The organism is Symbiobacterium thermophilum IAM 14863, assembly GCF_000009905.1.
Lineage (GTDB): Bacteria > Bacillota > Sulfobacillia > Symbiobacteriales > Symbiobacteriaceae > Symbiobacterium > Symbiobacterium thermophilum.
In genome coordinates this window covers 2,668,126-2,694,645 of the sequence record NC_006177.1, presented here as the reverse complement: position 1 = coordinate 2,694,645, position 26,520 = coordinate 2,668,126, and the positions used below count along the sequence as shown (strand labels likewise).

General features: G+C 71.1%; 24 protein-coding genes and 1 riboswitch. Of the genes, 22 read left to right on the top strand and 2 right to left on the bottom strand.

Going from position 1 to position 26,520, the window contains the following annotated elements; genetic code table 11:
* The first annotated feature begins 161 nt into the window (after window positions 1-161).
* The 4 genes from STH_RS12475 (at window position 162) to STH_RS12460 (ending at window position 4,384) form a co-directional block, all read left to right on the top strand.
* Window positions 162-1,127 carry an aldo/keto reductase family protein gene (locus STH_RS12475; protein ID WP_011196631.1) on the top strand — a complete coding sequence of 322 codons (966 nt, stop codon included), beginning with the start codon at window positions 162-164 and terminating at the stop codon, window positions 1,125-1,127.
* A gap of 131 nt (window positions 1,128-1,258) precedes the next feature.
* Window positions 1,259-2,476 carry a GTPase family protein gene (locus STH_RS12470; RefSeq protein ID WP_011196630.1) on the top strand — a complete coding sequence of 406 codons (1,218 nt, stop codon included), beginning with the start codon at window positions 1,259-1,261 and terminating at the stop codon, window positions 2,474-2,476.
* 65 nt (window positions 2,477-2,541) lie between these two features.
* A complete protein-coding gene (locus STH_RS12465; RefSeq protein WP_011196629.1) occupies window positions 2,542-3,243 on the top strand; it encodes a response regulator transcription factor in 702 nt (233 codons plus the stop codon).
* Window positions 3,233-4,384 carry a HAMP domain-containing sensor histidine kinase gene (locus STH_RS12460; RefSeq protein WP_011196628.1) on the top strand — a complete coding sequence of 384 codons (1,152 nt, stop codon included), beginning with the start codon at window positions 3,233-3,235 and terminating at the stop codon, window positions 4,382-4,384. Before STH_RS12465 ends, STH_RS12460 begins: the two co-directional genes overlap by 11 nt.
* Here STH_RS12460 and STH_RS12455 read toward each other — a convergent pair.
* Entirely contained in the window at window positions 4,353-4,994 is a 642-nt protein-coding gene (locus STH_RS12455) for a CPBP family intramembrane glutamic endopeptidase (protein ID WP_043714070.1), read from the bottom strand. The genes STH_RS12460 and STH_RS12455 overlap by 32 nt on opposite strands.
* Window positions 4,995-5,278: 284 nt before the next feature.
* On the opposite strand from STH_RS12455, the gene STH_RS12450 reads away from it, so the two are divergent.
* The 16 genes from STH_RS12450 (at window position 5,279) to STH_RS12380 (ending at window position 24,017) form a co-directional block, all read left to right on the top strand.
* Complete coding sequence (locus STH_RS12450; protein WP_158506976.1) at window positions 5,279-5,848, top strand: M23 family metallopeptidase; 570 nt, start codon at window positions 5,279-5,281, stop codon at window positions 5,846-5,848.
* A 43-nt stretch (window positions 5,849-5,891) separates the two neighbouring features.
* A riboswitch (SAM riboswitch) is annotated at window positions 5,892-5,997 on the top strand.
* A gap of 78 nt (window positions 5,998-6,075) precedes the next feature.
* A complete protein-coding gene (locus STH_RS12445; RefSeq protein ID WP_043714069.1) occupies window positions 6,076-6,978 on the top strand; it encodes a methylenetetrahydrofolate reductase in 903 nt (300 codons plus the stop codon).
* A gap of 125 nt (window positions 6,979-7,103) precedes the next feature.
* Window positions 7,104-7,697, top strand: coding sequence for a hypothetical protein (locus tag STH_RS17450; RefSeq protein WP_011196624.1), 594 nt, complete (start codon window positions 7,104-7,106; stop codon window positions 7,695-7,697).
* Window positions 7,698-7,769: 72 nt separating this feature from the next.
* Complete coding sequence (locus STH_RS12435; protein ID WP_011196623.1) at window positions 7,770-10,349, top strand: homocysteine S-methyltransferase family protein; 2,580 nt, start codon at window positions 7,770-7,772, stop codon at window positions 10,347-10,349.
* The gene (locus tag STH_RS12430; RefSeq protein ID WP_050742276.1) at window positions 10,346-11,962 is read left to right on the top strand and encodes an ASKHA domain-containing protein; all 1,617 of its coding nucleotides are present in this window, start codon (window positions 10,346-10,348) and stop codon (window positions 11,960-11,962) included. Before STH_RS12435 ends, STH_RS12430 begins: the two co-directional genes overlap by 4 nt.
* A 65-nt stretch (window positions 11,963-12,027) precedes the next feature.
* Window positions 12,028-13,884 carry a beta-N-acetylhexosaminidase gene (gene nagZ / locus STH_RS12425; RefSeq protein WP_050742275.1) on the top strand — a complete coding sequence of 619 codons (1,857 nt, stop codon included), beginning with the start codon at window positions 12,028-12,030 and terminating at the stop codon, window positions 13,882-13,884.
* Between the two features lie 28 nt (window positions 13,885-13,912).
* Window positions 13,913-14,269 (top strand): ribonuclease E inhibitor RraB, encoded by a 357-nt coding sequence (locus STH_RS12420; protein ID WP_011196620.1) that lies wholly within the window; start codon window positions 13,913-13,915, stop codon window positions 14,267-14,269.
* A 73-nt stretch (window positions 14,270-14,342) separates the two neighbouring features.
* A complete protein-coding gene (locus tag STH_RS12415; protein WP_011196619.1) occupies window positions 14,343-16,358 on the top strand; it encodes an ATP-dependent helicase in 2,016 nt (671 codons plus the stop codon).
* 112 nt (window positions 16,359-16,470) lie between these two features.
* A complete protein-coding gene (gene uppP / locus STH_RS12410; RefSeq protein WP_043714067.1) occupies window positions 16,471-17,265 on the top strand; it encodes an undecaprenyl-diphosphatase UppP in 795 nt (264 codons plus the stop codon).
* A gap of 162 nt (window positions 17,266-17,427) precedes the next feature.
* Complete coding sequence (locus STH_RS19780; RefSeq protein ID WP_011196617.1) at window positions 17,428-18,402, top strand: amidoligase family protein; 975 nt, start codon at window positions 17,428-17,430, stop codon at window positions 18,400-18,402.
* A 43-nt stretch (window positions 18,403-18,445) separates the two neighbouring features.
* A complete protein-coding gene (locus tag STH_RS19985; RefSeq protein WP_158507027.1) occupies window positions 18,446-18,640 on the top strand; it encodes a histidine phosphatase family protein in 195 nt (64 codons plus the stop codon).
* The gene (locus STH_RS12400; RefSeq protein ID WP_050742274.1) at window positions 18,568-18,771 is read left to right on the top strand and encodes a hypothetical protein; all 204 of its coding nucleotides are present in this window, start codon (window positions 18,568-18,570) and stop codon (window positions 18,769-18,771) included. Before STH_RS19985 ends, STH_RS12400 begins: the two co-directional genes overlap by 73 nt.
* A gap of 111 nt (window positions 18,772-18,882) precedes the next feature.
* On the top strand, window positions 18,883-20,028 hold the full coding sequence (locus tag STH_RS19860) for an S-layer homology domain-containing protein (RefSeq protein WP_050742273.1): 1,146 nt from the start codon (window positions 18,883-18,885) through the stop codon (window positions 20,026-20,028).
* 112 nt (window positions 20,029-20,140) lie between these two features.
* Complete coding sequence (locus STH_RS12390) at window positions 20,141-21,379, top strand: CdaR family transcriptional regulator (protein ID WP_043714064.1); 1,239 nt, start codon at window positions 20,141-20,143, stop codon at window positions 21,377-21,379.
* A 104-nt stretch (window positions 21,380-21,483) separates the two neighbouring features.
* The gene (locus STH_RS12385) at window positions 21,484-22,629 is read left to right on the top strand and encodes a glycerate kinase (protein WP_011196613.1); all 1,146 of its coding nucleotides are present in this window, start codon (window positions 21,484-21,486) and stop codon (window positions 22,627-22,629) included.
* A 29-nt stretch (window positions 22,630-22,658) separates the two neighbouring features.
* Entirely contained in the window at window positions 22,659-24,017 is a 1,359-nt protein-coding gene (locus tag STH_RS12380; protein WP_011196612.1) for a GntP family permease, read from the top strand.
* Window positions 24,018-24,188: 171 nt separating this feature from the next.
* Here the strand turns inward: STH_RS12380 and STH_RS12375 are convergent, their stop codons facing one another.
* Window positions 24,189-24,587: a hypothetical protein gene (locus STH_RS12375; protein WP_043714062.1), complete on the bottom strand. Its 399-nt coding sequence runs from the start codon at window positions 24,585-24,587 to the stop codon at window positions 24,189-24,191.
* Between the two features lie 206 nt (window positions 24,588-24,793).
* Between STH_RS12375 and STH_RS12370 the strand changes: the two genes are divergently transcribed.
* Together STH_RS12370 and paaA are read left to right on the top strand one after the other, a co-directional pair.
* Window positions 24,794-25,465: a TetR/AcrR family transcriptional regulator gene (locus STH_RS12370; RefSeq protein ID WP_011196610.1), complete on the top strand. Its 672-nt coding sequence runs from the start codon at window positions 24,794-24,796 to the stop codon at window positions 25,463-25,465.
* A gap of 103 nt (window positions 25,466-25,568) precedes the next feature.
* Window positions 25,569-26,507, top strand: coding sequence for a 1,2-phenylacetyl-CoA epoxidase subunit PaaA (paaA, locus tag STH_RS12365; protein ID WP_011196609.1), 939 nt, complete (start codon window positions 25,569-25,571; stop codon window positions 26,505-26,507).
* The last annotated feature ends 13 nt before the right edge of the window (window positions 26,508-26,520 follow it).

Genomic DNA, 26,520 nt, shown 5'->3' with positions numbered 1-26,520 from the left:
GCGAAGTGTTCACCACTCTAAACGATATTGGTATTGACAGAAAATCGTCAAGCCGCGTCGCGCCAATTGCCCCGTGACGCCGGCGATCGGCAGGCGCGGCTTTGTGGTATACTTGTCCATGGTCCTGTCATGAAGTCCCACGGAAAGGTGTGGTGCGAAGGATGGAGTACCGGCGACTGGGATCGAGTGGCCTGAAGCTGAGCGAGATCTCCCTGGGCAGCTGGCTGACCTACGGCTCCCGGGTGGAGGCGGAGGCTGCCAAGGCCTGCATCCGGACCGCCTACGAGCACGGCATCAACCACTTCGACTGCGCCGTGGTGTACGGCGCCCAGCCGCACCAGGCGGAGGAGGTGGTGGGTGAGGCCCTCCGGGAGTTTCCGCGGCACACCTACACCGTGACCTCGAAGGTGTTCTGGAAGGTCGGCCCGTCCACCTACGACCAGGGGCTCTCGCGCAAGCACCTCATCGAACGGGTCGAGATGAGCCTGAAGGCGATGAAGCTGGATTACATCGACATCTACTACGCCCACCGGTTCGATCCCGAGACGGATCTGGAGGAGACCCTGCGGGCCTTCGACGACCTGGTGGCCCAGGGCAAGATCCTGTACTGGGGCTTCTCCCAGTGGACGCCGGCCCAGATCGAGCGGGCCGCGGCCATCGTGGACAAGCGGAACCTGCGCCGGCCGGTCGTCAGCCAGCCGGTGTACAACATGATCGACCGGGGCATCGAGCAGGAGGTCATGCCGATCTGCGCCCGGGAGGGCATCGGGCAGGTGGTCTACTCGCCGCTGGCCCAGGGGGTCCTCACCGGCAAGTACAAGCCCGGGATGCCCATCCCCGAGGGTTCCCGCGGCGCCGACCCCAAGTACGGCAAGTTCGTGCAGCGCTACCTCTCCGACGAGGAGATGCTGCGCCGCATCCAGCAGCTGCAGCCCATCGCCGAGCGCAACGGGCTGACGATGGCCCAGCTGGCCCTGGCCTGGGTCCTGCGCCGGCCCGAGGTGACCTCGGCGATCATCGGCGCCACCCGGCCCGAGCAGGTGGTCGAGAACGTCAAGGCCTCCGGCGTCAAGCTGTCGGAGGAGGACCTGAAGGAGATCGACCGGATCCTGGGGTACGCCGAGTAGGGACGAAGTCCGGCAGACGGCCCGGTCCGCGCACCGCCGCGGGCCGGGCGTTCCGTCTCCGGGCAGGGATCATCGGTTCTCACCAAGAAATTTCGGGGACGACACAGATCCTGACGCGGAGGAGGCCCCCGATGGACCAGATCGACCGCGAACGACTGAAAGAGGTGCTGGAGTTCATCCGTAGCCACGCGCCGCGCCCGGTGCTGAGCAGCCTGGAGGCGGAGCTGGCGGTCATCGAGCAGTACATCGTCAACGCCAGGGCCCCCCGGATCGCCCTGGTGGGCAGGCGGGGGTCGGGCAAGTCCAGCCTGGTCAACGCCATCTTCGGCGCGCCCCTGGCCGAGACCGGTGCGGTGCTCTCCACCACGGCCGCGGGCACCTGGTACCAGTACGAGGGGCCCAACGGGTCGCTGGAGGTGCTGGACACCCGCGGCCTGGGCGAGGGGGAGCGGCCTGCGGGGGCGACGGAGGAGGACGCGGTGGCCGAGAACCTGAAGGCGGTGCGGGACCGCTGCCCCGATGCGATCCTCTTCCTGGTCAAGGCCGTCGACGTGGACGCGTGGATCCAGAACGACTTGGAGCAGGTCGCGGCGCTGCGCGGGGCCATCTCCCGGCGGCACGGGTTTGAGCCGCCGGTGATCGGCGTGCTCACCCAGGTGGACCAGCTTGCCCCGGCCGACGTGGCCGAGCCGCCCTACGACGACCCGGAGAAGCGGGCCAACATCCGGCTGGCCCTGGAGAAGCTGGCGGAGCGGATGGAGCGGCTGCTGGACCGGCCGGTCCGGGTCTTCGCCACCTCCGCCTACATGCGCTACCGGGACGGCGTGCGGGTGGTGGACCGCCGGTGGGGGATCGATGAGCTGGTCTCCTACCTGGTGGAGACGCTGCCCGGCGAGGCGCAGCTCACCATGGGCCGGGTGGCCGGCGTCAAGGCGGCCCAGACCAAGATCGCCGGCGCCCTCATCCAGTCCACCGCCTCCGCGGCCGCGGCGGTGGCCGCGACGCCGATCCCGCTCGCGGACATGCCGATCCTCACCGGCATGCAGGTGCTCATGGTCACCGGCATCGCCTACCTGGCGGGCCGGCGGCTGTCCCGGGAGGCGGCCCTGGAGTTCATCGGCGCCCTGGGGGTGAACGTGGGCGCGGGCTTCGCCCTGCGGGAGCTGGCCCGGGGGCTCTCCAAGTGGTTGCTGCCCGGCGGCGGGTCGCTGGTCTCGGCCGGCGTCGCGTACTGGGGCACCTACGGCCTCGGCCAGGCCGCGGTGGCGTACTACATCGAGAACCAGCCCATCGAGGCGGCCCGGAAGCTGCTGGAGCAGAGCCGGGACAGAATCGTAAAGAAGCCGTAAGGTTTGCGTTCCGCCTGCCGTAAGAACCGCGCGGTAGGCTGGCGTACAGGACGAGGTGACGGTGGATGGCGGAGCCGCTGATCCTGGTCGTGGACGACGAGCAGGCGATTGCCGACCTGATCGAGATCCACCTGTTGGCGGAGGGCTACCGGGTGCGCAAGGCGGACAACGGTGCCGATGCCCTGCGCATCGTGGCCGAGGAGGATCCCGACCTGGTGGTGCTCGACATCATGATGCCCGGCATGGACGGCCTGGAGGTCTGCCGGGCGATCCGGCGCGAGCGCAACGTGCCGATCCTCATGCTCAGCGCCAAGTCGGAGGACGTGGATAAGATCCTTGGCCTGAAGACCGGGGCCGACGACTACCTCACCAAGCCCTTCAACCCGCTGGAGCTGGTGGCCCGGGTGAAGGCGCAATTGCGGCGCTACCTTTCCCTGAACCCGGCGTCGGCGGCGGCCCGGGAGCCGGGGGTTCTCGCCGTGGGCGGGCTCCGGATCGACCCGCTAGGCCGGTCGGTGTTCAAGGACGGGCGCGAGATTGCCCTCACGCCGACGGAGTTCGACATCCTGCTGCTGCTGGCATCGCACCCGGGGCGGGTCTTCAGCTCGGAGGAGATCTTCGAGCGGGTCTGGAAGGAGCACTACTTCCAGTCCAACAACACGGTGATGGTCCACATCCGCCGGCTGCGGGAGAAGGTGGAGGACGACCCCAGCCATCCCACGCTCATCCGGACCGTCTGGGGGGTCGGCTACAAGATTGAGAAGTAACCTGGCGTTCAGCCTCCGCTGGCGGATGATCCTGACGTTCATGGCGAGCGGTTTCCTGGCGGCGGTGTCGACGGCGCTGATGCTGGCGGTGGCCGCCAACCTGGCCGGCTCGATTCCGCCGTTCAACTGGCTCCTGAACTTCCTGGCCGACACGGTCGGCGTCTGGCCGATCGTGTTCGCGGTCGCCGTCGTGCTCTCGTTCACCTGGTACATCCTGCTCAGCCAGCCGATGATCCGCTACCTCGAGGCCCTGAGCCGGGCGATGGACGAGGTGGCCCGGGGCAACTACGACGTCACCGTCCCGCCCCGCGGGCGCGATGAGCTGGGGCTGCTGGGGGAGAACCTGGTGTCCATGAGCCGGCAGATCAAGGCCTCCCTGCAGCGGGAGCGGCAAGCCAACCAGGCCCGGTACGAGCTGATCACGGCCGTCTCCCACGACCTCCGGACCCCGCTCACCTCCGTGCTGGGGTACCTGCAGCTGATTGACGAGGACCGGTACCGGGACGAGGTGGAGCTTCGCTACTACGTGGACATGGCCTACGAGAAGGCGAAGCAGCTGAAGCGGCTCATCGACCAGCTCTTCGAGTTCACCCGCACCAGCCACGGGGGCATCGTCCTGCGGCCGGTGCCCATCAACCCGGCGGAGCTGCTGGAGCAGGTGGCGGAGGCGTTTGTGCCCGCCCTACAGGAGGCGGGCATGGAGTACCGGCTGCGGCTGCCCGACGAGCGGGCGACGGTCCTGGCCGACCCCGACCTGCTGGTGCGGGTGCTGGAGAACCTGATCTCCAACGCGATCCGCTACGGCCGGGAGGGCAAGGTGGTGGAGCTGGAGCTGGAGGTGCGGCGGGTGGAGCGGGCGGTGCTGCTGCGCGTCGCCAACCGGGGCAACCCCATCCCGTCTCACCAGCTGGACCGGATCTTCGACTCCTTCTACCGGGGCGAGGTCTCCCGGTCGGGCCGCACCGGCGGCGCGGGGCTGGGGCTGGCCATCGTCCGGAACATCGTCACGCTCCACGGCGGCACGGTCCGGGCCATCAACGAGACGGATCGCACCGTGTTCGAGGTGAGGCTGCCGGCGGCGGGGGGCGCCGAAGCCGCCGGAGCCGGCCTCAGCCCAGGTGCGGCGGTACGTACAGATTGAGGAACACAGGGACGGCCAGGTTGCCCAGGTCGACGAGGACGTGGGAGGCCACAGCCCACCGGAGCGTTCCCGTCCGGCGGTAGGCGGCCGCCCAGGCCAGGCCCATCAGCCCGAGGGCGGCGAGGGCCACCGGGTCCCGGTTGGCGGCGGAGAAGACGCCCGCCACCGCCGGGTGAAAGGCGACGAAGAGCGCCGTGGAGTAGGCCGTTCCGGCCCAGGCGGGCCAGCGGGCGGTCGCGTCCAGGAGGAGCCCGCGCCAGTAGAACTCCTCGAACCACGGGTTGATCAGCGCGAACAGCAACCAGGCGGCGAGGATGACCGGGTCCGCCAGGAGGTGCAGGTTCTGCGCCAGGATCGGCAGCGGGATCAGCCCGACGAGGAGGGCCAGCGCCGTCCAGCCCCGGGCGCTCCGGGCCGGCGCGGTCCACCGCCGCAGGGCCCCGGTTCTCCCGCTCATTGCGATGGTCGCCCCCAGCAGCCCCCAGTAGAGCACGACCGCCGGCGCCCAGCCCCAGGGTCCCAGCGCCTGGCGCGCGATCCGGGCGGCGACGTGGCAGACGGCGATGATCACGAGAGGGGAGAGGATCAGGTACCGGCGGTTCACGGCCATCCCCCCGGAGTCTTTCTCAGCGGCACCGTTAGCGTACGACGATTTCTAAGAACATAATATTACGAGAATAAGGAGCCTGCCACACCTTTCCCGAGCGGGCGCCTGTTGGAGCACCGGCCCTGTCACCCATCGACGGCCGGTGCATATTATGTTAACCGGTGACCGGCCCGGCAGCCTCCCGGCCCGCGCAGGTGGTTCTTAAGAAATCCGTAAGCGGCCGGTGAGCGGGCAGCAACATCTGTGCGCTACCGTAGGGGTATCACGATGGTTGGAGGATGCCCCTGGTGCACAGACGCAGATGGTTGCTCGCGCTGGTCATGGTTCTGACCTTTCCGGTGGCCGTATGGGCCGCCCTGCCGGCCGGGGCGGCGGACCCCGCGCAGGACGTGGAGGAAATTGCCCGCTGGATCCGGGAGCGGCAGGACGGGGCGGCACCCGCTCCGCTCCTTCCCTGCGCCTGGCCGGCCCCGGGCCACGCCGAGGTCACCTCCCCCTTCGGGTACCGGCTCCACCCGGTCCTGAAGCGGTTCCGGCTGCATGCGGGCCTGGACATCGGCGCGCCTGAGGGTGCGGCCGCGGCTGCGTGCTGGGACGGCGTCGTCATCGCCGTCGCCGAGCTGCCGGCCTACGGCCGGGTCGTTGTGCTGGACCACGGCGGCGGGCTGGCCACCGTCTACGCGCACCTGTCGGCCGTTCGGGTCAGCGAGGGCGACCGGGTACCGCAAGGCGACGAGGTCGGATGGGTTGGCGTGACCGGGCAGGTCACGGGCCCGCACTTGCACTTCGAGGTGTGGCTGGACGGCCGCCCGGTGGATCCCCTCCGGTTTGCGGACATGGCAGGCTTGTCCTACTGAACGCAGGTTGCTATACTGTCCCCAAACAACTGAATACCCGCCCGGTTCATCGAGAGTGGCGGAGGGACTGGCCCCATGATGCCACGGCAACCTCTCCCGCGGGGAGAACGGTGCCAAATCCAGCGGACACTCGGTCCGAGAGATGAAGCGTGCGCAGCAGTGGACTGTCTGCGAACCCTTCGTTCTCGAAGGGTTCTTTGCGTATGGAGGGACGAGGAGGGAGCGCCATGGCCCGCTTGATGCACAGGCTGCAGCAGGGCGCGTTCTGCGTCACGGTGGAGATCGACCCGCCCAGGGGAGCCGGCGTCGCCGGGACGCTGGAGCGGGTGCGGCGCTTCGGCGACCGGGTGGACGCGGTGAACGTGGCCGACTGCCCGATGGCCAACGTGCGGATGAGCCCGATCACCCTGGCCCACCTCCTGCAGCGGGACGGCCAGGTGGAGGCGATCTTCCACCTGACCACCCGGGACCGCAACATCATCGGCCTGCAGGCGGAGCTGCTGGGCGCGGCGGGGCTGGGGGTGCGCAACATCCTGGCCCTGCGCGGCGACGACCCGTCGCGGGGCGACCATCCCGACGCCCGGGGCGTCTTCGAGGTGGACACCATCGGGCTGATCCGGCTGGCGGCCGCGCTCAACCGGGGGCAGACGGTCTCGGGGACCCCGCTGGAGCAGGGCACCGACTTCGCCATCGGCTGCGCCTGCAACCCGGCGGCGGCGGACCTGGAGGCGGAGGTCTCCCGGCTGGAGGAGAAGGTGGAGGCCGGGGCACACTTCGCCCAAACCCAGCCCGTCTACGACCCGCGCCAGGTGGAGCGCTTCCAGGCGAAGCTGGCGGGGAGGGTGAAGATCCCGATCCTGTATGGCGTCCTGCCCCTGAAGAGCTACGAGTTTGCCGACCGGCTGAACCGGACCGTCCCCGGCATCGTCATCCCCGGCTGGGTCCTGGACCGCATGCGGGGCCGGGACGAGGAGGAAGGGCTGCGGCTCACCGCCGAACTCCTGCGGGAGATCGGGCCCCACGTCCACGGCGTGCACATCTTCCCGATGAACAGCGCCCGGCGGGTCGTGGCGGTGCTGGACCTCATCGACGAGCTGGGGCTGCGGCACTCGGTCCGGGTGGGGGTGTAGGCAAGCTGCAGCGGACGATTCTGCGCCCGGCCGCGGCGGAGCTTCCGGCGCCGCTCCCCGAGGTCCTGCGGCTGCTGGGCTACCGGGAAGGGCGCACGCGGCTCGGCGCGCGCGACCTGGCCCTGGTGGAGCGGGGCATCGCGCTGACCCGGGAGGCGGCGGCCCCTGCCGCCAGCGCGGCCTACTGCGCCGTCACCGTGGCGGAGGACCGGGTGAGCGCCGCGGTGCCGGGGGTGGCGTGGCAGTCCCGGAGCCTGGCCAGGCTGCTGGCGGGGGCCGACGCGGCCTCGCTGGTGGCGGTTACCCTGGGGGCCGGCGTGGACGAGCTGATCCGGGATCTGTTCGCGCGGGAGGAGTTCGCCCTGGCCACCATCGTCGACGCTGCGGGTTCGGCCCTCGTGCACGGACTGGCGGAGTGGGTGCGCGGGGCGCTGCTGCAGGAGGCGGAGGCGGGGGCGGCCGCCGGTGTGACGCTCACCCCGCTGTACGGCCCGGGCTACGGCGACTGGAAGGTGGAGGAGCAGCCCGGACTGGTGGCCCTGGCCGGGGGAGAGGCGATCGGGCTTCGGTGCACGCCCACCTGCTACCTGGTGCCGCAGAAGTCCCTGGTGGGGCTGATCGGGTGGCTGCCATCCGGGGGACGGGACTGGCCGGCGGTGGGCTGCACCCGCTGCACCCTGGCGGACTGCGCCTACCGGGTGCGGACCAGCCGGCGGTGAGCGGCCGCTGTGTGAGGTTCAGGCGGTGGGGCCGCCGCCGGAGGCGGGAACGGCCGGAAGGAGGAGCAGACGATGAAGCTGGAGGACATGCTGGGACGCGAGGTCCTGGTCTTCGACGGCGCCATGGGCACCATGCTCCAGGCCCAGGGGCTGGCGCCGGGGGCGTGCCCGGACGTGTGGAACCTGGAGCGGCCGGAGGACGTGATCGCCGTCCACCGGGCGTACGTGGAGGCCGGGGCGCAGATCCTGGAGACCAACACGTTCGGCTCCACCCCGATCCGGCTCGGCCACTACGGCCTGCAGGACCGGTGCCGCGACATCGTCGTCGCCGGGGTGCGCTGCGCCCGGGAGGCCGCCGCGGGCCGGGCCTGGGTCGCGGGCTCGATGGGGCCGCTGGGGGCGCTGGTGGAGCCTCTGGGGGAGCTCCCCTTCGATGAGGCCTACGCACAGTTCGCCGTCCAGGCCCGGGCGTTTGCCGAGGCGCAGCCGGACTTCATCATCATCGAGACCATCGCCGACCTGAACGAGCTGCGGGCGGCGGTGCTGGCGTGCAGGGACCACGCCCCGGGCATCCGGATCATCGCCCAGATCACCCTGGATCCCAGCGGCCGGGCGTTCACCGGCACCGACCCCGAGACCGCGGCGCTGGTGCTGCAGTCGCTGGGCGCCGACGTGATCGGCTTCAACTGCTCGGTGGGCCCCGACCTGCTGGTGGAGGCGGTCGCCCGCATGGCCCGGGTCGCCCGGGTGCCCATCTCGGTGCAGCCCAACGCCGGGCTGCCGCTGCTGCAGCCCGACGGCGCGACCCGGTTCCCCATGGGACCTGAGGAGTTCGCGGCCTACGGGCCGAAGCTGGTGGAGGCCGGGGCGGCGCTGGTGGGGGGCTGCTGCGGCACGACGCCGGAGCATATCCGGCGGCTGCGGGCGGCGGTGGAGGGGCTGAAGCCCCCGGCCCGGCCCGGCCCCCTGGCCCACACGCTGGGCCTCGCCTCCCGCACCCGTTCGCTGTTCTTCGTGGAGCAGAACCTGCCGGTGGTGATCGGCGAGCGCATCAACCCCACGGGCCGGAAGCTGCTGACCAGGGACATCCGCGAAGGCGCCTTCCAGCGGGTACGGGCCGAGGCGAAGCAGCAGGTGGAGGCCGGGGCCGCGGTGCTGGACGTGAACGTGGGCGTGCCCCTCATCGACGAGCCTGCGGCCATGGCCCGGGCCGTGCGGGTGATCCAGGACGCGGTGGACGTGCCCCTCTGCCTGGACTCCCCGGACCCGGCGGCCCTGGAGGCGGGGCTGAAGGCCTGCGTGGGCAAGCCGCTGCTCAACTCCTTCAGCCTGGAGGAAGGGCGGGCCGAGGCGGTGCTGCCGCTGGCCAGGCGCTACGGCGCGGCGGTGCTGGGGCTCACCATCGACGAGAAGGGGATCCCCGCCTCCGCCGAGCAGCGGCTGGCGATCGCCCGGCGGCTGGTGGCCGCGGCGGAGGCGCACGGCATCCCCCGGCACGACGTGGTCATCGACCCGCTGGCCCTCACCGCCGGCGCCCAGCAGGCGGAGGCGAAGGAGACGCTGAAGGCCATCCGCTGGATCACCGACGAGCTGGGGGTCCTGGCCTCCCTGGGCGTCTCCAACATCTCCTTCGGACTGCCCAACCGGCACTTCCTCAACGCCGTGTACCTGAGCATGGCGGTGACGGAGGGGCTCGCGATGGCGATCATGAACCCCCTGGACGAGCGGATGATGGACACCGTCCGGGCCCTGCGGCTCTTCCTCAACCGGGACCGCAACGCCGCCGTCTACATGCAGGCGGTGGGGCCGAAGCGGCTGGTGCACACGGTGGAGGAGGCGCTGAAGGCGGCCGCGAAGGCGGGGGAGATCGCCCCCGCTGCCGTAACGCCCTCGTCCGGCGCCGCGTCGGGCCCTGCCCCCGCCGGGGGCCGGGACGGGGCGGCGACCCCGGCCGAGCCTGCGACACCTGCGCCGGCGGACCTCGCCGACGAGCTCGGCCGGCGGCTCCACGACGCCATCCTCGAGGGCGACCGGGAGGCCATCGTGCCCCTGGTGGAGCAGGGGCTGGCCGAGGGCCGGGATCCGATGGACATGCTCAACCGACATCTGATCCCCGCCATCGAGGAGGTGGGGCGCCTCTTCGGCGAGGGCATCTACTTCCTGCCCCAGCTCATGCTCTCCGCCCAGGCCATGAAGAAGGCGTTTGCCCGGCTGAAGCCGGAGATCCAGAAGGCCAAGGTGGGCCAGACCGAGATCGGGACGGTGGTCCTGGCCACGGTGCAGGGCGACATCCACGACATCGGGAAGAACATCGTCGCGGTCCTGCTGGAGAACTACGGGTTCCGGGTGGTGGACCTGGGGCGGGACGTGAAGAACGAGGTGGTCCTGGAGGAGGCCCGGAAGGTGGGGGCCGACATGGTGGGCCTCTCCGCGCTGATGACCACCACCATGCCCCAGATGAAGCGGGTGATCGAGCTGTTCGCCCGGGAGGGCTTCGACTGCCCGGTCATCGTGGGTGGGGCGGCCACGACGAAGGCGTTCGCCGAGCAGATCGGCGCCCGGGGACACGGGCGGGACGCGCAGGAGGCGGTGGCCCTGGCGCTGGAGGTGCTGAAGGAGCGCCGGGCGGGGCGGAAGGGGGACGCAGGGTGAACGTCCAGGTGAAGGCCGCGGGCCGGACGTTTTCGGTCCCCTCGGGGATGCCGCTCGCGCGGGCGCTGAACCAGCACGAGCCCTTCGTGGAGACCCCCTGCGGCGCCCGGGGCCAGTGCCGCAAGTGCCTGGTGCGGGTGCTGGGGGAGGCCCCGGAGCCGACGCCCGCCGACCTGGAGCAGCTCACCCCGGCCGAACTGGCCCAGGGATTCCGGCTGTCGTGCCAGCTGCGGGTGGACCGCGACCTGGAGGTGGCCGTGGTGCCCGCCGTCACGCTGGATCCCCGGAAGGCGCGCCTGGGCGCCCTGGCAGGACCGGCCGAGGTGGACCCCTGGGCGCCCCTCAACCCCACCGGCCGGTCGCTGGGCTTCGCCCTGGACGTCGGCACCACCGGCATCGCCGGCGCCCTCCTGGACCTGCGCACGGGCGAGGAGCTGGCGGTGCACGCCTCCCTGAACCCCCAGGCGGTCTACGGGGCCGACCTCATGACCCGCCTGTCCCACGCCATCCAGGGGGAGGAGCAGAAGGGCGAACTGACACGGCTCGTGCGGGATGCCGCGCAGGCGCTGCTCGGCCGGCTGCTGGGCAAGGCCGGCGCCCGGCCGGAGGAGGTGACGGCCGCCTCCCTGGTGGGCAACACGGCGATGCACCACCTGTTCCTGGGGCTGCCGGTCGAGCAACTGGCCGTGGCCCCGTACACGCCCGCGGTCACGGAGGGACGGGTCTTCGAGGTTCCGGGCTTCCCGGCGCTCTACGCCCTGCCCGTCATCGCCGGGTTCGTGGGGGCGGACACCGTGGCCGCGGCGCTGGCGGCCGGGCTGGACGCGGGCGAGGAGACCGTCCTGCTGGTGGACGTGGGCACCAACGGCGAGGTCCTGCTGCGCCACGCCGGGCGGCTCTACGCGTGCTCGGCGCCCGCCGGCCCGGCCTTCGAGGGGGGCGAGATCAGCCAGGGGATGCGGGCCGGTCCCGGCGCCATTGAGGCGGTGCGGTTCGACGGGCGGGACCTGGTGGTGACGGTTATCCCGGGCGGCCCGCGGTCTACGGCCGGCGGCGGCGGCGGCTCCGGAACCGAGGCGGCCAGGGGGATCTGCGGATCGGGGCTGCTGGACGCTGCGGCGGCCCTGCTGGAGGCCGGGCTGATGGACGAGACCGGGCGGCTCACCCATGCCGGACCCGCCGCGCACCGGCTGGCGGAGGGCGGCCGGGCCGTTGCCCTGGCTCCCGGGGTGCAGCTCACCCAGAAGGACCTCCGGTCCCTGCAGCTGGCCAAGGGAGCGATCCGGTCGGGCATTGAGGTGCTGCTGCGGGTGGCGGGGATCGGCCCCGCCCGGCTGGACAAGGTGCTCCTGGCCGGCGCATTCGGCAACTACCTGCGGCGGGAGAGCGCGGTCGCCACCGGCCTCCTGCCCCCGGTGGACCCGGGGCGCATCCAGCCCATCGGGAACGCTGCGATCGCGGGGGCGAAGCTGGCCCTGCTCTCCCGCTCGGCCCGCGACCGCGCGGAGGCCCTGGCCCGCGGGGCCCGCTTCGTGGAGCTGGCGACCCATCCCGACTTCGAGGAGGTCTTCATGGAGGCGCTCAACTTCCCGCGTGTCCGCCCGGGCGCATAGGTCCCGGGGTGCAGGCTCATACCAAGTCCTGCAGCAGATCGACCTCGTCCGGGAGGGAAGGCCATATGCCTGCGTCCAGGGTTCCGGCGGCCGCCCGGCGGCTCGCCGGACTGCTCGTCCTTGCGCTCGCGCTGAGTCCCCTGGCGGCCTGCGCCCGGGGCGGATCGCCCGACCGCGGCCGGCCCCCCGGGGACACCCCGGGAGTCGGGACCGGTCCGGGGGCCGAACCCGGGGCCGAACCTGGCGAACCGCCGGCCCCGGATTCAGCCGTTTCCGACTGGCTGGCGTACCTGACCCTGGAGGAGAAGCTCGGCCAGCTGTTCTGGGTGGGCCTGCCGGGCACCGAGCTGACCGACGAAATCCGCGGGCTCCTCGCCGAGGGCAAGGTCGGGGGCGTCATCTTCTTCGGCCGGCAGGGAAGCGATCCCGACGTCCTGCGCCGCCTCAGCGGGGAACTGCAGGCCGCGGCCGCCGCGCGCGACCGGGCGACGCCGGGACTCGTCATTGCAGTGGATCACGAGGGCGGCCTGGTGCAGCGCTTCGGCCCCCCGTTCACCCAGTGGCCCGGGGCCATGGCGCTGGGCGCCGCGGGCTCCTCGGCGCACGCTGAGGCGATGGGCCGGGCGATGGCCCGGGAGCTGCTGGCCGTGGGGGTGAACATGAACCTGGCGCCGGTGGCCGACGTCAATAACAATCCGGCGAATCCGGTCATCGGCACCCGCTCCTTCGGCGAGCAGCCGGAGCTCGTGGCCCGGATGGCGGCGGCCCTGGCGGCGGGCCTGCAGGCGGAGGGGGTCAGCGCGGTGGCCAAGCACTTCCCCGGCCACGGGGACACCGCCGTGGACAGCCACCTGGACCTGCCGGTGATCGACCACGCGCGGGAGCGGCTGGACCGGGTGGAGCTCGTCCCCTTCCGGGCCGCCGTCGGGGCCGGGATCGACGCCGTCATGGTCGCCCACGTCGTCTTCCCCGCGGTGGCGGGGGACGGCAGGCCGGCCAGCCTGTCGCCGGACGTGGTGACCGGCTTGCTCAAAGGAGAACTGGGGTTTGCCGGGGTGGCCATGACCGACGCCCTGGACGGCATGGCGGCCATCACCGACACCTACGGCGTGGAGGAGGGGTTGGTGCTGGCCGTGGAGGCCGGGGCGGACGTGCTCCTGGTCACCGAGTCCTTCGGCCGGCAGCAGGCGCTGTACCGGCGGCTGCTCCAGGCGGTGGAAGAGGGCCGCATCCCCGAGGGCCGGGTCAACGACGCGGCGGGCAGGGTGCTGGCGCTGAAGGAGAAGCGCGGCCTGCTTCCGCCGCTTTCCGGCGCAGCCGGGGCCGAAGGGGCGGGGCGCAGGGCCCCGGCGGAGGCCGTCGGCGCGGCCGAGCATCAGGCGCTGGCGGACCGGATCGGCGCCGACGCCCTGACCCTGGTCCGCAACGCCCATCTGCCGCTTGCGCTGTCCCCCGGCGAGCAGGTGGTGGTGATCGGCCCGGCCTATGCCCGGCGGCTGGACGGCGCGGACGGCGTCGTCACGGCGCTGGGGGCCGGCATTAAGGCGATGCACGCCAACACCGTGGAGGTGGCCCTGGAGTGGCGCCCGGATCCGGATGCCATCGCGCACGCCCGGTCCCTGGCCGAGGGGGCCGCGGCGGTGGTCTACGCGGTGGCCGACGGCCACGAGGCCCCGGCGCACCTGGCGCTGATCCGGGAGCTGATCGCCGCGGGCAAGCCGGTCATCGTGGTCGGCCTGGGGATGCCCTACGAACTGACGGCGGCGCCGGAGATCGAGACCTACATCGCCGCCTACGGGTTCCGGGACGCCAACCTGAAGGGGGTCGGGCCGCTCCTGTTCGGGCGGACGCCGGCCCGGGGGCGGCTGCCGGTGTCCATCCCCGGACTCTACCCGGCGGGACACGGCCTGGACCTGCCGTAAGGCGCACACACGAAAGGAGGCGGTTGCCGTGCGGCCTGAGACCGAGGCCGAGCGGGCGGCGCGCCACGCCGCGACCATTCAGGCCTTCCGCGCGCTGGTGGACCCCGCCCATCCACCCCGGGAGCCGTTCGTGCTCGAGCAGCACTTCTACGCGGCAGAGGGCGGCGACGTCGACGGCCTGGCGGCGGCCCTGGAGGAGCGGGGGTTCAAGGTGGAAAGCCTGGTCTACGACCCCGACAACGCCGACCGGGCCTGGCGGCTGGTCGCCGTGCGGCTGGAGCTCCTGGAGGAGCGGCGGCTGCTGGCTGTCTCGGACGAGCTGGACGCCCTGGCCCGCCGCTTCGACGCGATGTACGATGGCTGGCTGACCCACGTGCCCGACTGAGAAATGTCAAGTCTCCCCTCGCCTGCCGGGACTTGCTATAATGCCCCCTGGCAGACAGGGGGGCAGACGAAGCTTGTCCGACCTCGAAGCGATCGTTGAAGGTTTGAACCCAGCGCAGAGGGCGGCCGCCCTGCACCAGGACGGCCCCCTTCTTGTTATCGCCGGCGCCGGGGCCGGCAAGACCCGGACGGCCACCCACCGGCTGGCCTGTCTTCTGGCCAGGGGGGTCCCGCCGGAGGCGGTCATGTGCATCACATTCACCAACAAGGCGGCCCGGGAGATGCGGGACCGGGCGGTGGCCCTGGTGGGTGCGGACGCCCGGCGGGTGATGATCCGCACCTTCCACTCCGCCGCCATGGTGCTCCTCCGGCAGTACATCGGCGACTTCCCGGAGAGCGGCCGGACGCCTTCCTTCACCGTCGCGGACCCCACGATTCAGCTGGCGCTGCTGAAGGAGGCCATCGCCGAGCGCAACTTCGACCTGAAGGCCAACCGGCCGGAGTCGTTCCTCTGGCGCATCGGCCGCTACAAGAACGAGCTGGCCGACCCCGAGTCGCTGCTCGCCCGGCAGCCCTCCCACGACCTCATGGACTGGTCCCGGGTGCTGGAGATGATCCGCAGCACCGACCGGTACGTGAACCGGCTGACGGCGGAGATCTGGAAGCGCTACGAGGAGAAGCTCCGGCGCAACGACATGGTCGACTTCGACGACCTGATCAACCTGTTCGTCCAGATGCTCCGGGAGAAGCCGGACATTCGCGCGGACCTGCAGCGCCGCTTCACCTACCTGCAGGTGGACGAGTTCCAGGACACCAACGTCGCCCAGCTCCACATGGTGAAGCTGCTGGCCGGTAAGCGGCAGAACGTGATGGCGGTGGGCGACGACGCGCAGTCCATCTACTCCTGGCGGTCGGCCGACATCCGCTGCATCCTGGAGTTCGAGCGCCACTTCCCGGGGGCGAGGACGATCCTGCTGGAGCAGAACTACCGCTCCACCGGGGCCATCATCCGCGCCGCCAACCGGCTGATCGCGCACAACGCGGGCCAGAGGCCCAAGCGGCTCTTCACCGCCGCGCCCGAGGGGCGGCCCGTGGTGGCCCACGAGGCCGAGACGGAGGTGGACGAGGCGAAGTGGGTCGTGCAGCGCATCCGGGCGGGAGCGGAGGCCGGCCGGCGCTGGGGCGACTTCGCCATCCTGTACCGCACCACCGCCCAGGGGCGCCCCTTCGAGGAGGAGCTGCGGGAGGCGTCGATCCCCTACCAGGTGGTGGGGGGCCCCCGCTTCTACGACCGGCGGGAGGTGCAGGACTCGCTGGCCTATCTGCGGCTGGTGCACAACCCCCGGGACTCGGTCAGCCTGGAGCGGGTGCTGAACGCCCCGCGCCGGGGCATCGGGGAGCGGGGGCTGCAGCGGCTGCTGGCCCTCGCCGCGCAGCGGGGGGTGGACCTGATCGCGGCGCTGAGGGTCGCAGCCGACGAAGGGGTCCTGCAGGACGAGGCCGCCGCGGGCGCGCGTCAGCTCCACGACCACCTGCGCCGGGCCCGGGAAGCCCTGGAGCGGCAGCCAGGCCGGTTCGCGGCGGCGATGGAGCGGCTGCTTCGGGAATCGGGCTACCTGGCGTACCTGCAGGAGGAGGACCGGCGCAAGGAAGAGCGCCGGTCCGAGGTGGTGGAGAGCCTGATCGCCGCCATGCACGAGTTCGAGCGCCGCTCGCCGGATGGCGGGCTCGGGGCGTACCTGGACCACCTGGCCCTGTTGGAAGGGCAGGAGGACGAGAGCGGCGGCGACGTGGTGAAGCTGCAGACGATCCACTCGGCCAAGGGGCTGGAGTACCCGGTGGTCTTCGTCGTGGGCATGGAGCAGGGGCTGCTGCCGTACCAGCGGGCCCTGGAGGAGGGCAACCTGGAGGAGGAGCGGCGGCTCTGCTACGTGGCCATCACCCGGGCCAGGGAGGAGCTGTACCTGACCGGCGCCCGGGTGCGCTGGCAGCGGGGGGAGATGGTGCTCACCACCCCGTCGCAGTTCCTTTCGGAGGCGCTGGGCCCGGGGCCGGCCCAGCCGCTCTGGGTGCCCGCTTCCGCGGACTAGCGGCTCCTCCGGGCCGACCGGAGGGCCGACGGAGGGCAGACAGAGGTGGCCCTGCGCCCGCCCGTATGGTACACTGTTGCTGTTTATTGGCAAGACAACGGAGGGATTCCCCGTGACCGTCCTTCAGGCCGTCATCCTCGGCATCGTGCAGGGGCTGGCCGAGTTCCTGCCCATCTCCAGCTCCGCCCACCTGATCCTGGTCCCGTGGTTCCTGGGCTGGTCGCCCTCGGGCCTGGCTTTCGATCTGGCCCTGCACGTGGGCACCCTCATCGCCGTCACCATCTACTTCTGGCGGGACCTGCTGAATCTGGCGGTGGAGGGGCTGACGAAGGGGATGAAGACCCCCACCGGCAGGCTGGCCTGGGGGATCGTGCTGGGGACGGTGCCCGGGGCGATCTTCGGCCTCCTGATGGAGGACGTGGTGGAGGCGGTCTTCCGCCAGTCCATCCTCACCATCGCCCTCCTGCTGGCGGTGGTGGGCGTCATCCTGTACCTGGCCGACCGGTTCGGCCCCAAGCGGCGGTCGCTGGAGGAGATCCGGGTGTCGGACGTGATCTGGATCGGGCTGGCGCAGGCGCTGGCCGTGATCCCCGGCGTCTCCCGGTCGGGCGCGACCATCACCGCCGGCCTGGCCCTGGGGCTGAAGCGGGAGACCGCGGCGAAGGTCTCGTTCCTGCTGGGCTGGCCGATCATCCTGGGCGGGGCGGTGCTGGTAATCCCCGACGCGGATCCCGCCATGTTCACGCCGTCTTTCTTCGCCGGCGTGGCGGCCGCGGCGGTGAGCGGATACGCGGTCATCGCCGCGCTGCTCCGGTACCTGCAGCGGGGGTCCTACCTGGTCTTTGCCTGGTACCGGGGGCTCGTGGCCGCGGTCACCGTGGCGCTGCTGCTGGCGCGGGGGATGTGATCTGCGCAGACCAGGACGCGGCTTTTCTGTGTCCTGGTCCCTTTTCTTTCTGAGGCCGCTGCGGCGGTGCTGTCCACGGGGGCGGCCAGGACGTGTCGACCGGGGGAAACCACGCGGATTCGTAGCGACGTCTGTAAGACGGGAAGAGGAGAGGTGACCCCCATGTGGCCCAGGACAGTTGACTGGGAAGAGCTCCGGTTCGGGGTCGAGATCGAGTTCGTGGGCGGCAACCCGGCGGCCGTGGAACTCCTCCCGGGCTGGGTGATGGCCTTCGATGAGCTGCAGGTGGACGATACGGGCGAGGATTCGGGGGCGGAGCTGAAGCCGCCGCCCCTGCTCTGGCGCGACCGGGAGCAGATGCGGGTGATGCTGGACCGGCTGAAGGCCACGGGTGCCCGGGCCAACTGGAGCTGCGGGCTGCACGTGCACGTGGGGCTGGAGCCGTGGGGGCAGGACATCGTGCTCCCGCTGGTCGACGAGGCCCTCGCGCACCAGGACGCCCTGCGCGGGCTCCTGCGGACGGCCGAGGACCGGCTGATTCACTGCCCGCCCGTGGTGCCTGCTATGCGGGACCGCTACCTGGCGAAACCGGAGCGGGCCTCCCTGGTCCGCCGGGGACGGCCGCAGTCGCACCGCTGCGGCATCAATGCGGCGGCCTGGTTCGACTTCGGAACGGTGGAGATCCGCTATCCCAACGGCTCGCTGGAGTACGACGAGGTCGTGAACACGGTGGAGCTCTGCCTGCGGTTCGTGGCCGCTGTGGGCGCGGGGCGGTTGGTGCCCCCGGCTGCGGCGGGCGCAACGGGCGGGGGAGCGGCCGCGTCGGGTCCGGCTGCGTCCGCGGCGGATGCGGCTGCGCTGGCCGCCTTGCTGGGCGCTCCGGCGGACGGCTACCCGCTGCCGCGGCCGGCGCCGCGGTGGCACCGGGAGCGGGCATGGCTGGAAGACGCCCTGGTCCCCGTGCTGGAGCCGCTGGTGCGGTCCCGGGTGCCCGAGGCGGAAATCCTGGCCATCCGGCCGGTCCCCGGGGGCTTCCGGGTCACGGCGGAGGAGCCCGGAGACCGCCGCATGGCCTTTCTCACGCGGCCCGGCCCGGACGGGTGGTCGCTGGAACCGTTGGAGTCGGAGCGGGGATAGGCCCCGCTCCTGCGCGAGGGGGGAGCGACGTGGGGAGTTCTACCTGATTCGGTACTGTGAAGCATCCGGACAGGCGGCAGACGCGCCGCTGACCGAACGGGGCCGGGCGCAGGCGGCGGAGCTGGCCGAGCGGCTGGCGGGGCTCGGCATCCGGCGGTGCGGGGGATGGCCGTCCTGGAAGAAGCCCTGGCGGCAGGGTGCCAACCCGTCGCCCTGGTCTCGCACGGATGCCTGGTGACGCTCATGCTGCGGGAGCTGGACCCTGCGTTTGGTTTCGGCGACTGGGTCCGGATGACCACGCCCGATGTCTACCGGGCGACCAGGCGCGATGCGGCATGGCGGGTGGATCGGGTGGGGACGGACGCGTAGCGGGCGGCGCCGGAAACCCGACCCATGGGTTGCGACCGCCTCTGCAGTTATGGTAACTTGACGGTGTGTAGCCAGAAACTTACACACTTCGATCGACTAGGAGGAGCACCCGTGTCGCAGCGCCCGTTTCCGCACCATCTCGCCGCCCTCGCCATCGCCGCGACACTGTTGGGGATTCTGCCGGTCTCCGCCTCCGGGCTGCGCGCCATCCTGCCGGGCGCCGTTGCGCCGGGCCGGGTCCTGCCCGGCGCCGCCCCAGCCCTGGCGGCTCCGGCCGCGTACACCGATCAGGCGCAGATCCCCGCCTGGGCCGCGGCGGACATCGAGTTCACCACCGAGCTGGGCATCTTCCGGGGCGATGCGGACACCGGCGCCTTCCGGCCCCACGACCAGATCACCCGGGCCGAGGTGGCTGCTGTCGTCCTGCGCGCTTTCCCGCTGGCTGCCGACCCCGCGGTGCGGGCGCCCTTCGTGGACATCCATGGCGGCTGGTACGAGGAGCCGGTCACCCGGGCCGTCCAGGCGGGCGTGATCCAGGCCGGGGACTTCGGCCCCTGGTTCCGGCCGAACCAGCCGATCACGCGGGCCGAGCTGGCCCGGATGCTGGCCCGTGCAATCGGGGTCTGCCACGTCAGCCCCTCGTCGGTGGCGTTCTCCGACGTGGATCCGAACCAGGCTCCGTTCGGGCCGTACATCGCCAGGGCGGCGGGCTGTGGCATCATCCGGGGGATGGGGGACGGCACGTTTGCACCGGACCAGACGGCGACCCGGGCGCAGGCCGCGGTGATGATCGCCCGGGCGCTGCGCCTGACGCAGGCAGGGTCAGCCCCGCCACAACCGGCGGAACCCGCGCCGGCCGGCGGACCTTCGGCTGAGGACGGGATTCACGAGTTCGAGCGGCGGGTGGCGGAGCTGGTTAACGCCGAGCGCCTGGCGGCGGGACTGCAGCCCCTCCGTCTGGATCCCGGGCTGAGCCGGGTCGCCCGGCTGAAGTCCCGGGACTTCGTCACCGGCGGGTACTTCGGCCACGAGAGCCCCACCTACGGGAGCCCCTTCGAGATGATGAAACAGTTCGGGTTCACGTACCGGATGGCCGGGGAGAACATCGCGCTGGGCCACCGGACCCCGGAGCAGGTGCACGAGGCCTGGATGAACAGCCCGGGGCACCGCAGCAACATCCTGAACCCGGACTTCGACACCATCGGCGTCGGCTACTACGAGTACGGCTGGACGCAGATGTTCATCCAGAGCCGGTGAAGGGTTGGTGCGGCAGCGGCACGGCGCTGGGATCGGGCTACGGGCCTGGCTCACCCCCGGCGGCGGAGTCAGTCGGCGTGTTGGGATCCGAACAGCAGGCGCCGCGGGGAGCATGGCCCGCGGCGCCTGTCGCATGCCGGTGGCCCTGCCGGCGGCCGGCAGCCAGGCCGGGCGGCGTGCGCTGCCCCGATGGTGGGAGGGGATAACTCTGCGGATTACCAGTGAACTTGCGCAGCCCATCGCAGACCGGGCGGTTACGATTCTGCAGCGGAACGTCAATATCATGGACGAGGACGGCGTCATCGTGGCCAGCGGCGACCCGACCCGGATCGGCTCCTTTCACCAGGCGGCGGCGCAGGTGATCCGGACCAACCGGCGCCTGGACATCTACCCTGGCGACGAGGAGCGGTGGGTCGGGGTCCGGCCCGGGGTTAACCTGCCCATTCAAGTGGACGGCCGCACTGTCGGGGTGGTGGGGATTACGGGTCCGCCCGATCAGGTGGGCCCGTTCGGCGAGCTGATCCGCGAGATGGTCAGCCTGGCCCTGATGCAGCGGCGGGCGGAGGAGCTGGAGCGGGTCCGGCTGATGGCCCGGGAGTCGTTTCTGCGGACGCTGCTGACCAGCAAGGGCCCGATCGGCGAGCGGATGGTGCAGGACGCCCCCCTTTACGACCTGTCGCCGGACTCCGCCTACCAGGTGCTGCTCTGCCAGGGCCCCCGGGGAACCGACGGGCTCTCCCGTATCTGGGCGGAATCCGAATGGCTCGCGCAGCGGCTGCAGAGGGGGGGCACCGACCGGATCACCTTCGCCGGTCCCTGGAACGGCCTGGGGGTGGTGATCGCGACCGACCCACCCCGGGACCTGAGCGCAGTGCTGCTGGAGGCGCTGCCCAAGGGATTCGCCGTGGCCGGCGGGCTGATCGGCCGGGGGCTGGTGGGGCTCCGGCGCTCGTACGAGACCGCACTGCAGAGCTTTGCCGCCGGGCGGCTCCACGGCAACCCGGTCGCCCTGTCGGCCTACCGGCTCCGGCTGTCCCGGTTGCTGACCACCCTCCCGCCGTCCGAGGTCGCCGAGTTCGTGGCCGGGATGCTGGGGGGGCTGCCGGCGGCCGACAGCCGGGAGGGGCGCCTCCTGCGGGAGACGGTACTGGCTTACGCGGAGGAAGGGTTGAACAGCACCGGCGCCGCCGACCGGCTGGGCATCCACCGGCACACCCTGGTCCACCGGTTGGGGGCGATTGCTGAACGCAGCGGAACCGACCCGCGCTCCTGGGAAGGGCTGTTGTCCCTCTACCTGGCCATCCAGTTGGAGCGGCTGTTTGGACAAAGTGTCGAGTACGGGCTGCAATAATGCGTAGAATTTCGAGCATCGCTGGACGAAGTGGCCACAGGCCGCTTTCCGGCGATGCTCGAATCCTACTTTCGACCGATACCGCTTCGATCGGAGGAATGAAGATGAAGATCATCGTGGCGCCGGACTCCTTCAAGGGAAGCCTGACCGCCCTGAAGGCTGCGGAAGCCATGCGGCAGGGCGTGCTGGACGCCATGCCCGACGCCGAGGTGGTGGCGCTGCCGATGGCCGATGGCGGGGAAGGTACCACCCAGGCGCTGGTGGCGGCCACTGGCGGTCAGCTGGTGGAAGCGGAGGTGACAGGCCCGCTGGGCGAACCGGTACGGGCCGCTTTTGGCCTGCTGGGCGACGGCGACACCGCCGTCATCGAGATGGCGGCCGCTTCCGGGCTGCTGTTGGTGCCGCCGGAGCGCAGGGATCCCAAGGTGACCACCACCTATGGCACCGGTGAACTGATCCGGGCGGCCCTGGACCGGGGCGTGCGCCGGATCCTGGTCGGCATCGGCGGCAGCGCCACCAACGACGGCGGCGTAGGCATGGCCCAGGCCCTGGGCGGCCGTTTCCTGAAGGCGGACGGCAGCCCGGTGGATCGGGGCGGCGCGGCCCTGTTGGAGTTGGAGCGGATCGACCTGAGCGGCCTGGACCCCCGGCTGAAGGGCGTGGAGCTGATGGTGGCCTGTGACGTGGACAATCCGCTGACCGGTCCGCGCGGCGCGGCGGCGGTCTACGGCCCGCAGAAGGGGGCCACGGCGGAGGACGTGGCGCTGCTGGACCGGGCGCTTACCCGGCTGGCCGACGTGATGGTCCGGGACCTGGGCCGGGATGTCCGGAACCTGCCGGGCGCAGGAGCCGCCGGTGGGCTCGGGGCCGGGCTCATGGGATTCCTGGGCGCACGGCTCCGTCCGGGAATTGATGTGGTGATGGAGGTCACCGGGCTTCGGCGACAGTTGCAGGGCGCGGCGCTGCTCCTCACCGGCGAGGGCAGGACCGACGGCCAGACCCTGGCGGGCAAGGTGCCGCTGGGCCTGGCGCGGGCGGCGGCGCCCTGCGGCGTGCCGGTGGTCGTGATCTCGGGCGCGGTGACCGACGATGCCGACGCCCTGCTGGAGCAGGGGGTCGCGGCGCTGCTCAGTACTGCCCCGGGGCCGGTGACGCTGGATGAGGCCATGGCTCGGGCCGACCAGTGGCTGCGGCGGGCAACCGCCCAGGCTATGCGGCTGGTCCGGGTTGGCATACAGGTTCCCCGTTAGACCTTCGGAGAAAGATGGAGGAATGAGTGATGGCATCAGGCCCGATTCTTCTTGTCATCCTGTTGGCCGCGATCGCATTCATCATCTATAGTACCGCCAAGCTGAAGCTGAACCCGTTCCTGGCCCTGCTCCTCACCGCCTACGGCGTCGGTTTCGCCGCCGGCATGCCGGCCACCGAGATCGTCTCCACCATCACCAACGGATTCGGCGGCCTCATGACCAGCATCGGCCTCGTGATCATCCTGGGCACCATCATCGGCGTCTTCCTGGAGAAGTCCGGCGCCGCCATCGTGATGGCCGATTCGATCCTGAAGGTGGTGGGTGAGAAGCGGCCCGCCCTGGCCATGAACCTGATCGGCTACATCGTCTCCATCCCGGTCTTCTGCGATTCCGGCTTCGTCATCCTGTCCTCCCTGAACAAGGCGCTGTCCAAGCGGACCGGCGTCTCGCTGACCGCCCTGGCGGTGGCGCTCTCCACCGGCCTGTACGCCACCCACGTGCTGGTGCCGCCGACCCCCGGCCCGCTGGCCGCCGCAGGCAACCTGGGCCTGACCAACCTCGGGCTGGCGATCATGGTCGGCCTCCTGGTTGCCATCCCCACGTCGCTGGCCGGTCTGTTCTGGGCCAACCGGTTCGCCAAGGACGGCAAGACCGACAAGTCCTCTCCGGAGGCGGCGCTCAGGGCCTGGGAGGAGATGAAGGCCCAGTATGGCCGGCTGCCCGGCGTCTGGGCCGCCTATGCCCCCATCGTGGTGCCCATCGCCCTGATCGCCCTCTCTTCGGTGGCCGACTTCCCCAGCCATCCCTTCGGTGAAGGGGCCGTGAAGACCGTCCTGAACTTCCTGGGCACCCCGGTGACCGCCCTGCTGATCGGCGTCTTCTGCTGCCTGTTCCTGGTGGAGAAGATCGATGAGAAGGTCCTCAACGACTGGATCGGCGCTTCGCTGAAGGACGCCGCCACGATTCTGATCGTCACCGGCGCCGGCGGCGCCCTGGGCAAGATCCTCTCGACCACTCCCATCGGCTCCTACCTGGGTGAGACCCTCTCCACCTGGAACCTGGGCATCTTCCTGCCGTTCGTGATCGCCGCCGCGCTCAAGACCGCCCAGGGCTCCTCCACCGTTGCCCTGGTCACCACCTCCGCCATCATCGCCCCGATGCTGCCGGCCCTGGGCTTTGACAGCGAAATGGGCCGCGTGCTGATGGTGATGGCCATAGGTGCCGGCTCGATGGTGGTCTCCCACGCCAACGACAGCTTCTTCTGGGTGGTCTCCCAGTTCTCCGACATGGACGTCGCCACCGCCTACCGGGCTCAGACCATCGGCACGGCCGTCACCGGTGTGGTTGCCATCGTGACCACCGCCCTCCTGTCGCTGGTGCTGCTCTGAGCGGCGCCGCTTGCAGGCCCGTTTTGTCCGGGCCGCGTTCCCGCAAACAGTCCTCGACCGCAGGGGTTCTCCCTGCGGTCTTCGTTCATCGTCCACCGCCCACCGCCCACAAGAGCGCCCCGGGGCCGCCTTCCGGCGGGCCCGGGGCTGTGCGCGGGCGAAAGCGGCCCTCTATCCGTTCGGGCTCTCGGGGGAGGGCTCCTCAGACGGCTCGCCCTGCTCCGCTGGGACCTCCTCAGGCTCCTCGGGATCCGGACGGTGCAGCTCGGGGTTGTACAGCACGCCAGTCTCCATTGCCCAGGCGCGCCATTCTTCGAGGCTGTCGAAGCGCCGGAACCCGTAGTGCTTCTGGTAGTACTCCTGGGCGAAGATGTCGTCGATCTGCTCGACGGTAAGCCCCGTCTCCTGCGCGAGTTCCGACGCGCTGACCGCGCGGCCGAACCTGGCCAGATAATCGTCCATAACCCGCCAGATCTTCATGGTCGGCGAGCTGGTGGTGCCCGTACCGAGGGTGCGGGCGGTTGCGTAATACGCCTCGTTCCCCTGGGCCTTGGGTTCCGTGTCGGCCATGGTGCATATCCCTCCGTCTATGAAATACTTCCCGTAATTGGCTGGCGGTACACTTGCCTGGGAGAAAGTCTCCATACGATTCTCTTCCCGCGCCGGGGTTTCCTGCCTCCCCGCCGGCGCAGCATGCCGGGCGGTCCGGCGCTTGACGGGTTGCGAAGAGGGAGAATATACTGATAACCAATCAAGCGCTTGCTAGGAGGGATGGAATGGGCCGAAACCGGCGCAGGGAGGCCATGCTGCAGGCCGCCATCGGCCTGTTCAGCGACAAGGGGTACCACGCCACCACCGTACGGGAGATCGCCCAGGCGGTGGGGATCCTCCCCGGGTCGCTGTACGCGCACATGGCCTCCAAGGAGGACCTGCTCTACGAGGCGGTGGTGCAGGCGTCGGAACGCTTCCAGGAGGCGGTCGCGCCGATTGCGGAGTCCCCCGGACACGCCGGAGAGCGGCTCCGGCAGGCGATGGCGGCGCACATCCGGGTCGTCGCCGAGTCGCCGGCCGCGGCCACCGTCTTCCTGCACGAGTGGCGGGCTCTGTCTCCCCAGCGGCGGGCGATGGCGGTGGCCCACCGCCGGGCGTACGAGGAGCTCCTGGCCCGCATCATCCGCGAGGGGGTCGAGTCCGGCGTCTTCCGGCCCGTTGACGAGAAGTTTGTCCGGCTGCTGGTCCTGAGCGCGGTGAACTGGACGTACCAGTGGTACCGCGCCGACGGCCCGCTCAGCCCCGAGCAGGTCGCGGACCAGTTCTACGCCATCATCGCCGGGGGGCTGCTGCGCAACGCGGCGGATCCGGGGAGCGCGGCCCTGCCGGCGAGCGCCGATGGGGAGCCCGCGCCGCAGGGCCCTTCGCGCGTGGCCGCGGGCGGGGAGAGCGGGTAGGTCCCCCTCCAACTGTGGGCGCCTGAACCGCTGCGGATCAAGCCCGCCGCCCATCGCCCCACATCGATTGTCATCTTCACGGCCGCAACGGGGAGGGAGAACCGTGCGCACGCTTGACGAACGGCACGCGGAGTTCCTGGACCGCGTGACCCGGGGGGAGAAGGTCGAGGCGACCGACTGGATGCCCGACGAGAGCCGCATGGCCCTGGTCAAGTTCCTGCAGATGCACGCCCTTTCCGAGTTGATGGGCGCCCTGCCCGAGAAGGAGTGGGTGCCCCGGGCGCCGACGCTGGCGCGCAAGCTGAGCCTGATGGCGAAGGTGCAGGACGAGGTGGGCCACGCCCAGCTGATCCTGCGGGTGGCCGAGGACCTGGCGGCCCCGCTGGGCAAGGGCCGGGAGGAGCTGGTGGAGGAGCTGTTCACCGGCGAGTGCAAGTTCCACAACGTGTTTCACATGCCGGCGCCCACGTGGGCCGACGCGGGCATCATCGGCTGGCTGGTGGACGGCGCCGCGGTGGTCACGCAGGCGGCCCTGCTGACCTCCTCCTACGCGCCTTATGCCCGGGTGCTGCAGCGAGTCTGCGCCGAGGAGGGGTTTCACATCCAGCACGGCGAGTCCATCTGCCTGGCGCTGGCAGAGGGGACCCCGGCCCAGCGCCGGATGTTGCAGGAGGCCCTGGAGCGCTGGTGGGAGCCGTTGCTGCTCTTTTTCGGCCCCCCGGAATCGAACTCGCCCGCGTCGGCCGTCCTCTTCCGGTACCGGTTCCGCACCAAGACCAACGAGGAGCTCCGGCAGAAGTTCCTCAGCAAGTACGTGCCCCGCATCCGGGCCCTGGGGCTGACCATCCCGGACCCGGAACTGCGGTACGACGAGGCGGCCGGCCGGTGGATCTACACCCCGCCCGACTGGTCCAAGCTGAAGGCCATCGCCCGCAACCAGGGGCCGCTGTCGCAGTACCGGTTGGGGCTCAGGCGGCTCTCCTACGAGCAGGGACGCTGGGTGCGGGAGGCGCTGCTGACCCCGGCGGCGCAGGCGGTATAGGGGGTGGTGTCCC

Coding starts and splice junctions, on each gene's coding strand:
- STH_RS12475 (WP_011196631.1), top strand. CDS start 162: ATGGAGTACCGGCGACTGGGATCGAGTGGCCTGAAGCTGAGCGAGATC.
- STH_RS12470 (WP_011196630.1), top strand. CDS start 1,259: ATGGACCAGATCGACCGCGAACGACTGAAAGAGGTGCTGGAGTTCATC.
- STH_RS12465 (WP_011196629.1), top strand. CDS start 2,542: ATGGCGGAGCCGCTGATCCTGGTCGTGGACGACGAGCAGGCGATTGCC.
- STH_RS12455 (WP_043714070.1), bottom strand. CDS start 4,994: ATGGCCGTGAACCGCCGGTACCTGATCCTCTCCCCTCTCGTGATCATC.
- STH_RS12445 (WP_043714069.1), top strand. CDS start 6,076: ATGGCCCGCTTGATGCACAGGCTGCAGCAGGGCGCGTTCTGCGTCACG.
- STH_RS12435 (WP_011196623.1), top strand. CDS start 7,770: ATGAAGCTGGAGGACATGCTGGGACGCGAGGTCCTGGTCTTCGACGGC.
- nagZ (WP_050742275.1), top strand. CDS start 12,028: ATGCCTGCGTCCAGGGTTCCGGCGGCCGCCCGGCGGCTCGCCGGACTG.
- STH_RS19780 (WP_011196617.1), top strand. CDS start 17,428: ATGTGGCCCAGGACAGTTGACTGGGAAGAGCTCCGGTTCGGGGTCGAG.
- STH_RS12400 (WP_050742274.1), top strand. CDS start 18,568: ATGGCCGTCCTGGAAGAAGCCCTGGCGGCAGGGTGCCAACCCGTCGCC.
- STH_RS12390 (WP_043714064.1), top strand. CDS start 20,141: ATGGCCCGCGGCGCCTGTCGCATGCCGGTGGCCCTGCCGGCGGCCGGC.
- STH_RS12385 (WP_011196613.1), top strand. CDS start 21,484: ATGAAGATCATCGTGGCGCCGGACTCCTTCAAGGGAAGCCTGACCGCC.
- STH_RS12380 (WP_011196612.1), top strand. CDS start 22,659: ATGGCATCAGGCCCGATTCTTCTTGTCATCCTGTTGGCCGCGATCGCA.
- STH_RS12375 (WP_043714062.1), bottom strand. CDS start 24,587: ATGGCCGACACGGAACCCAAGGCCCAGGGGAACGAGGCGTATTACGCA.
- STH_RS12370 (WP_011196610.1), top strand. CDS start 24,794: ATGGGCCGAAACCGGCGCAGGGAGGCCATGCTGCAGGCCGCCATCGGC.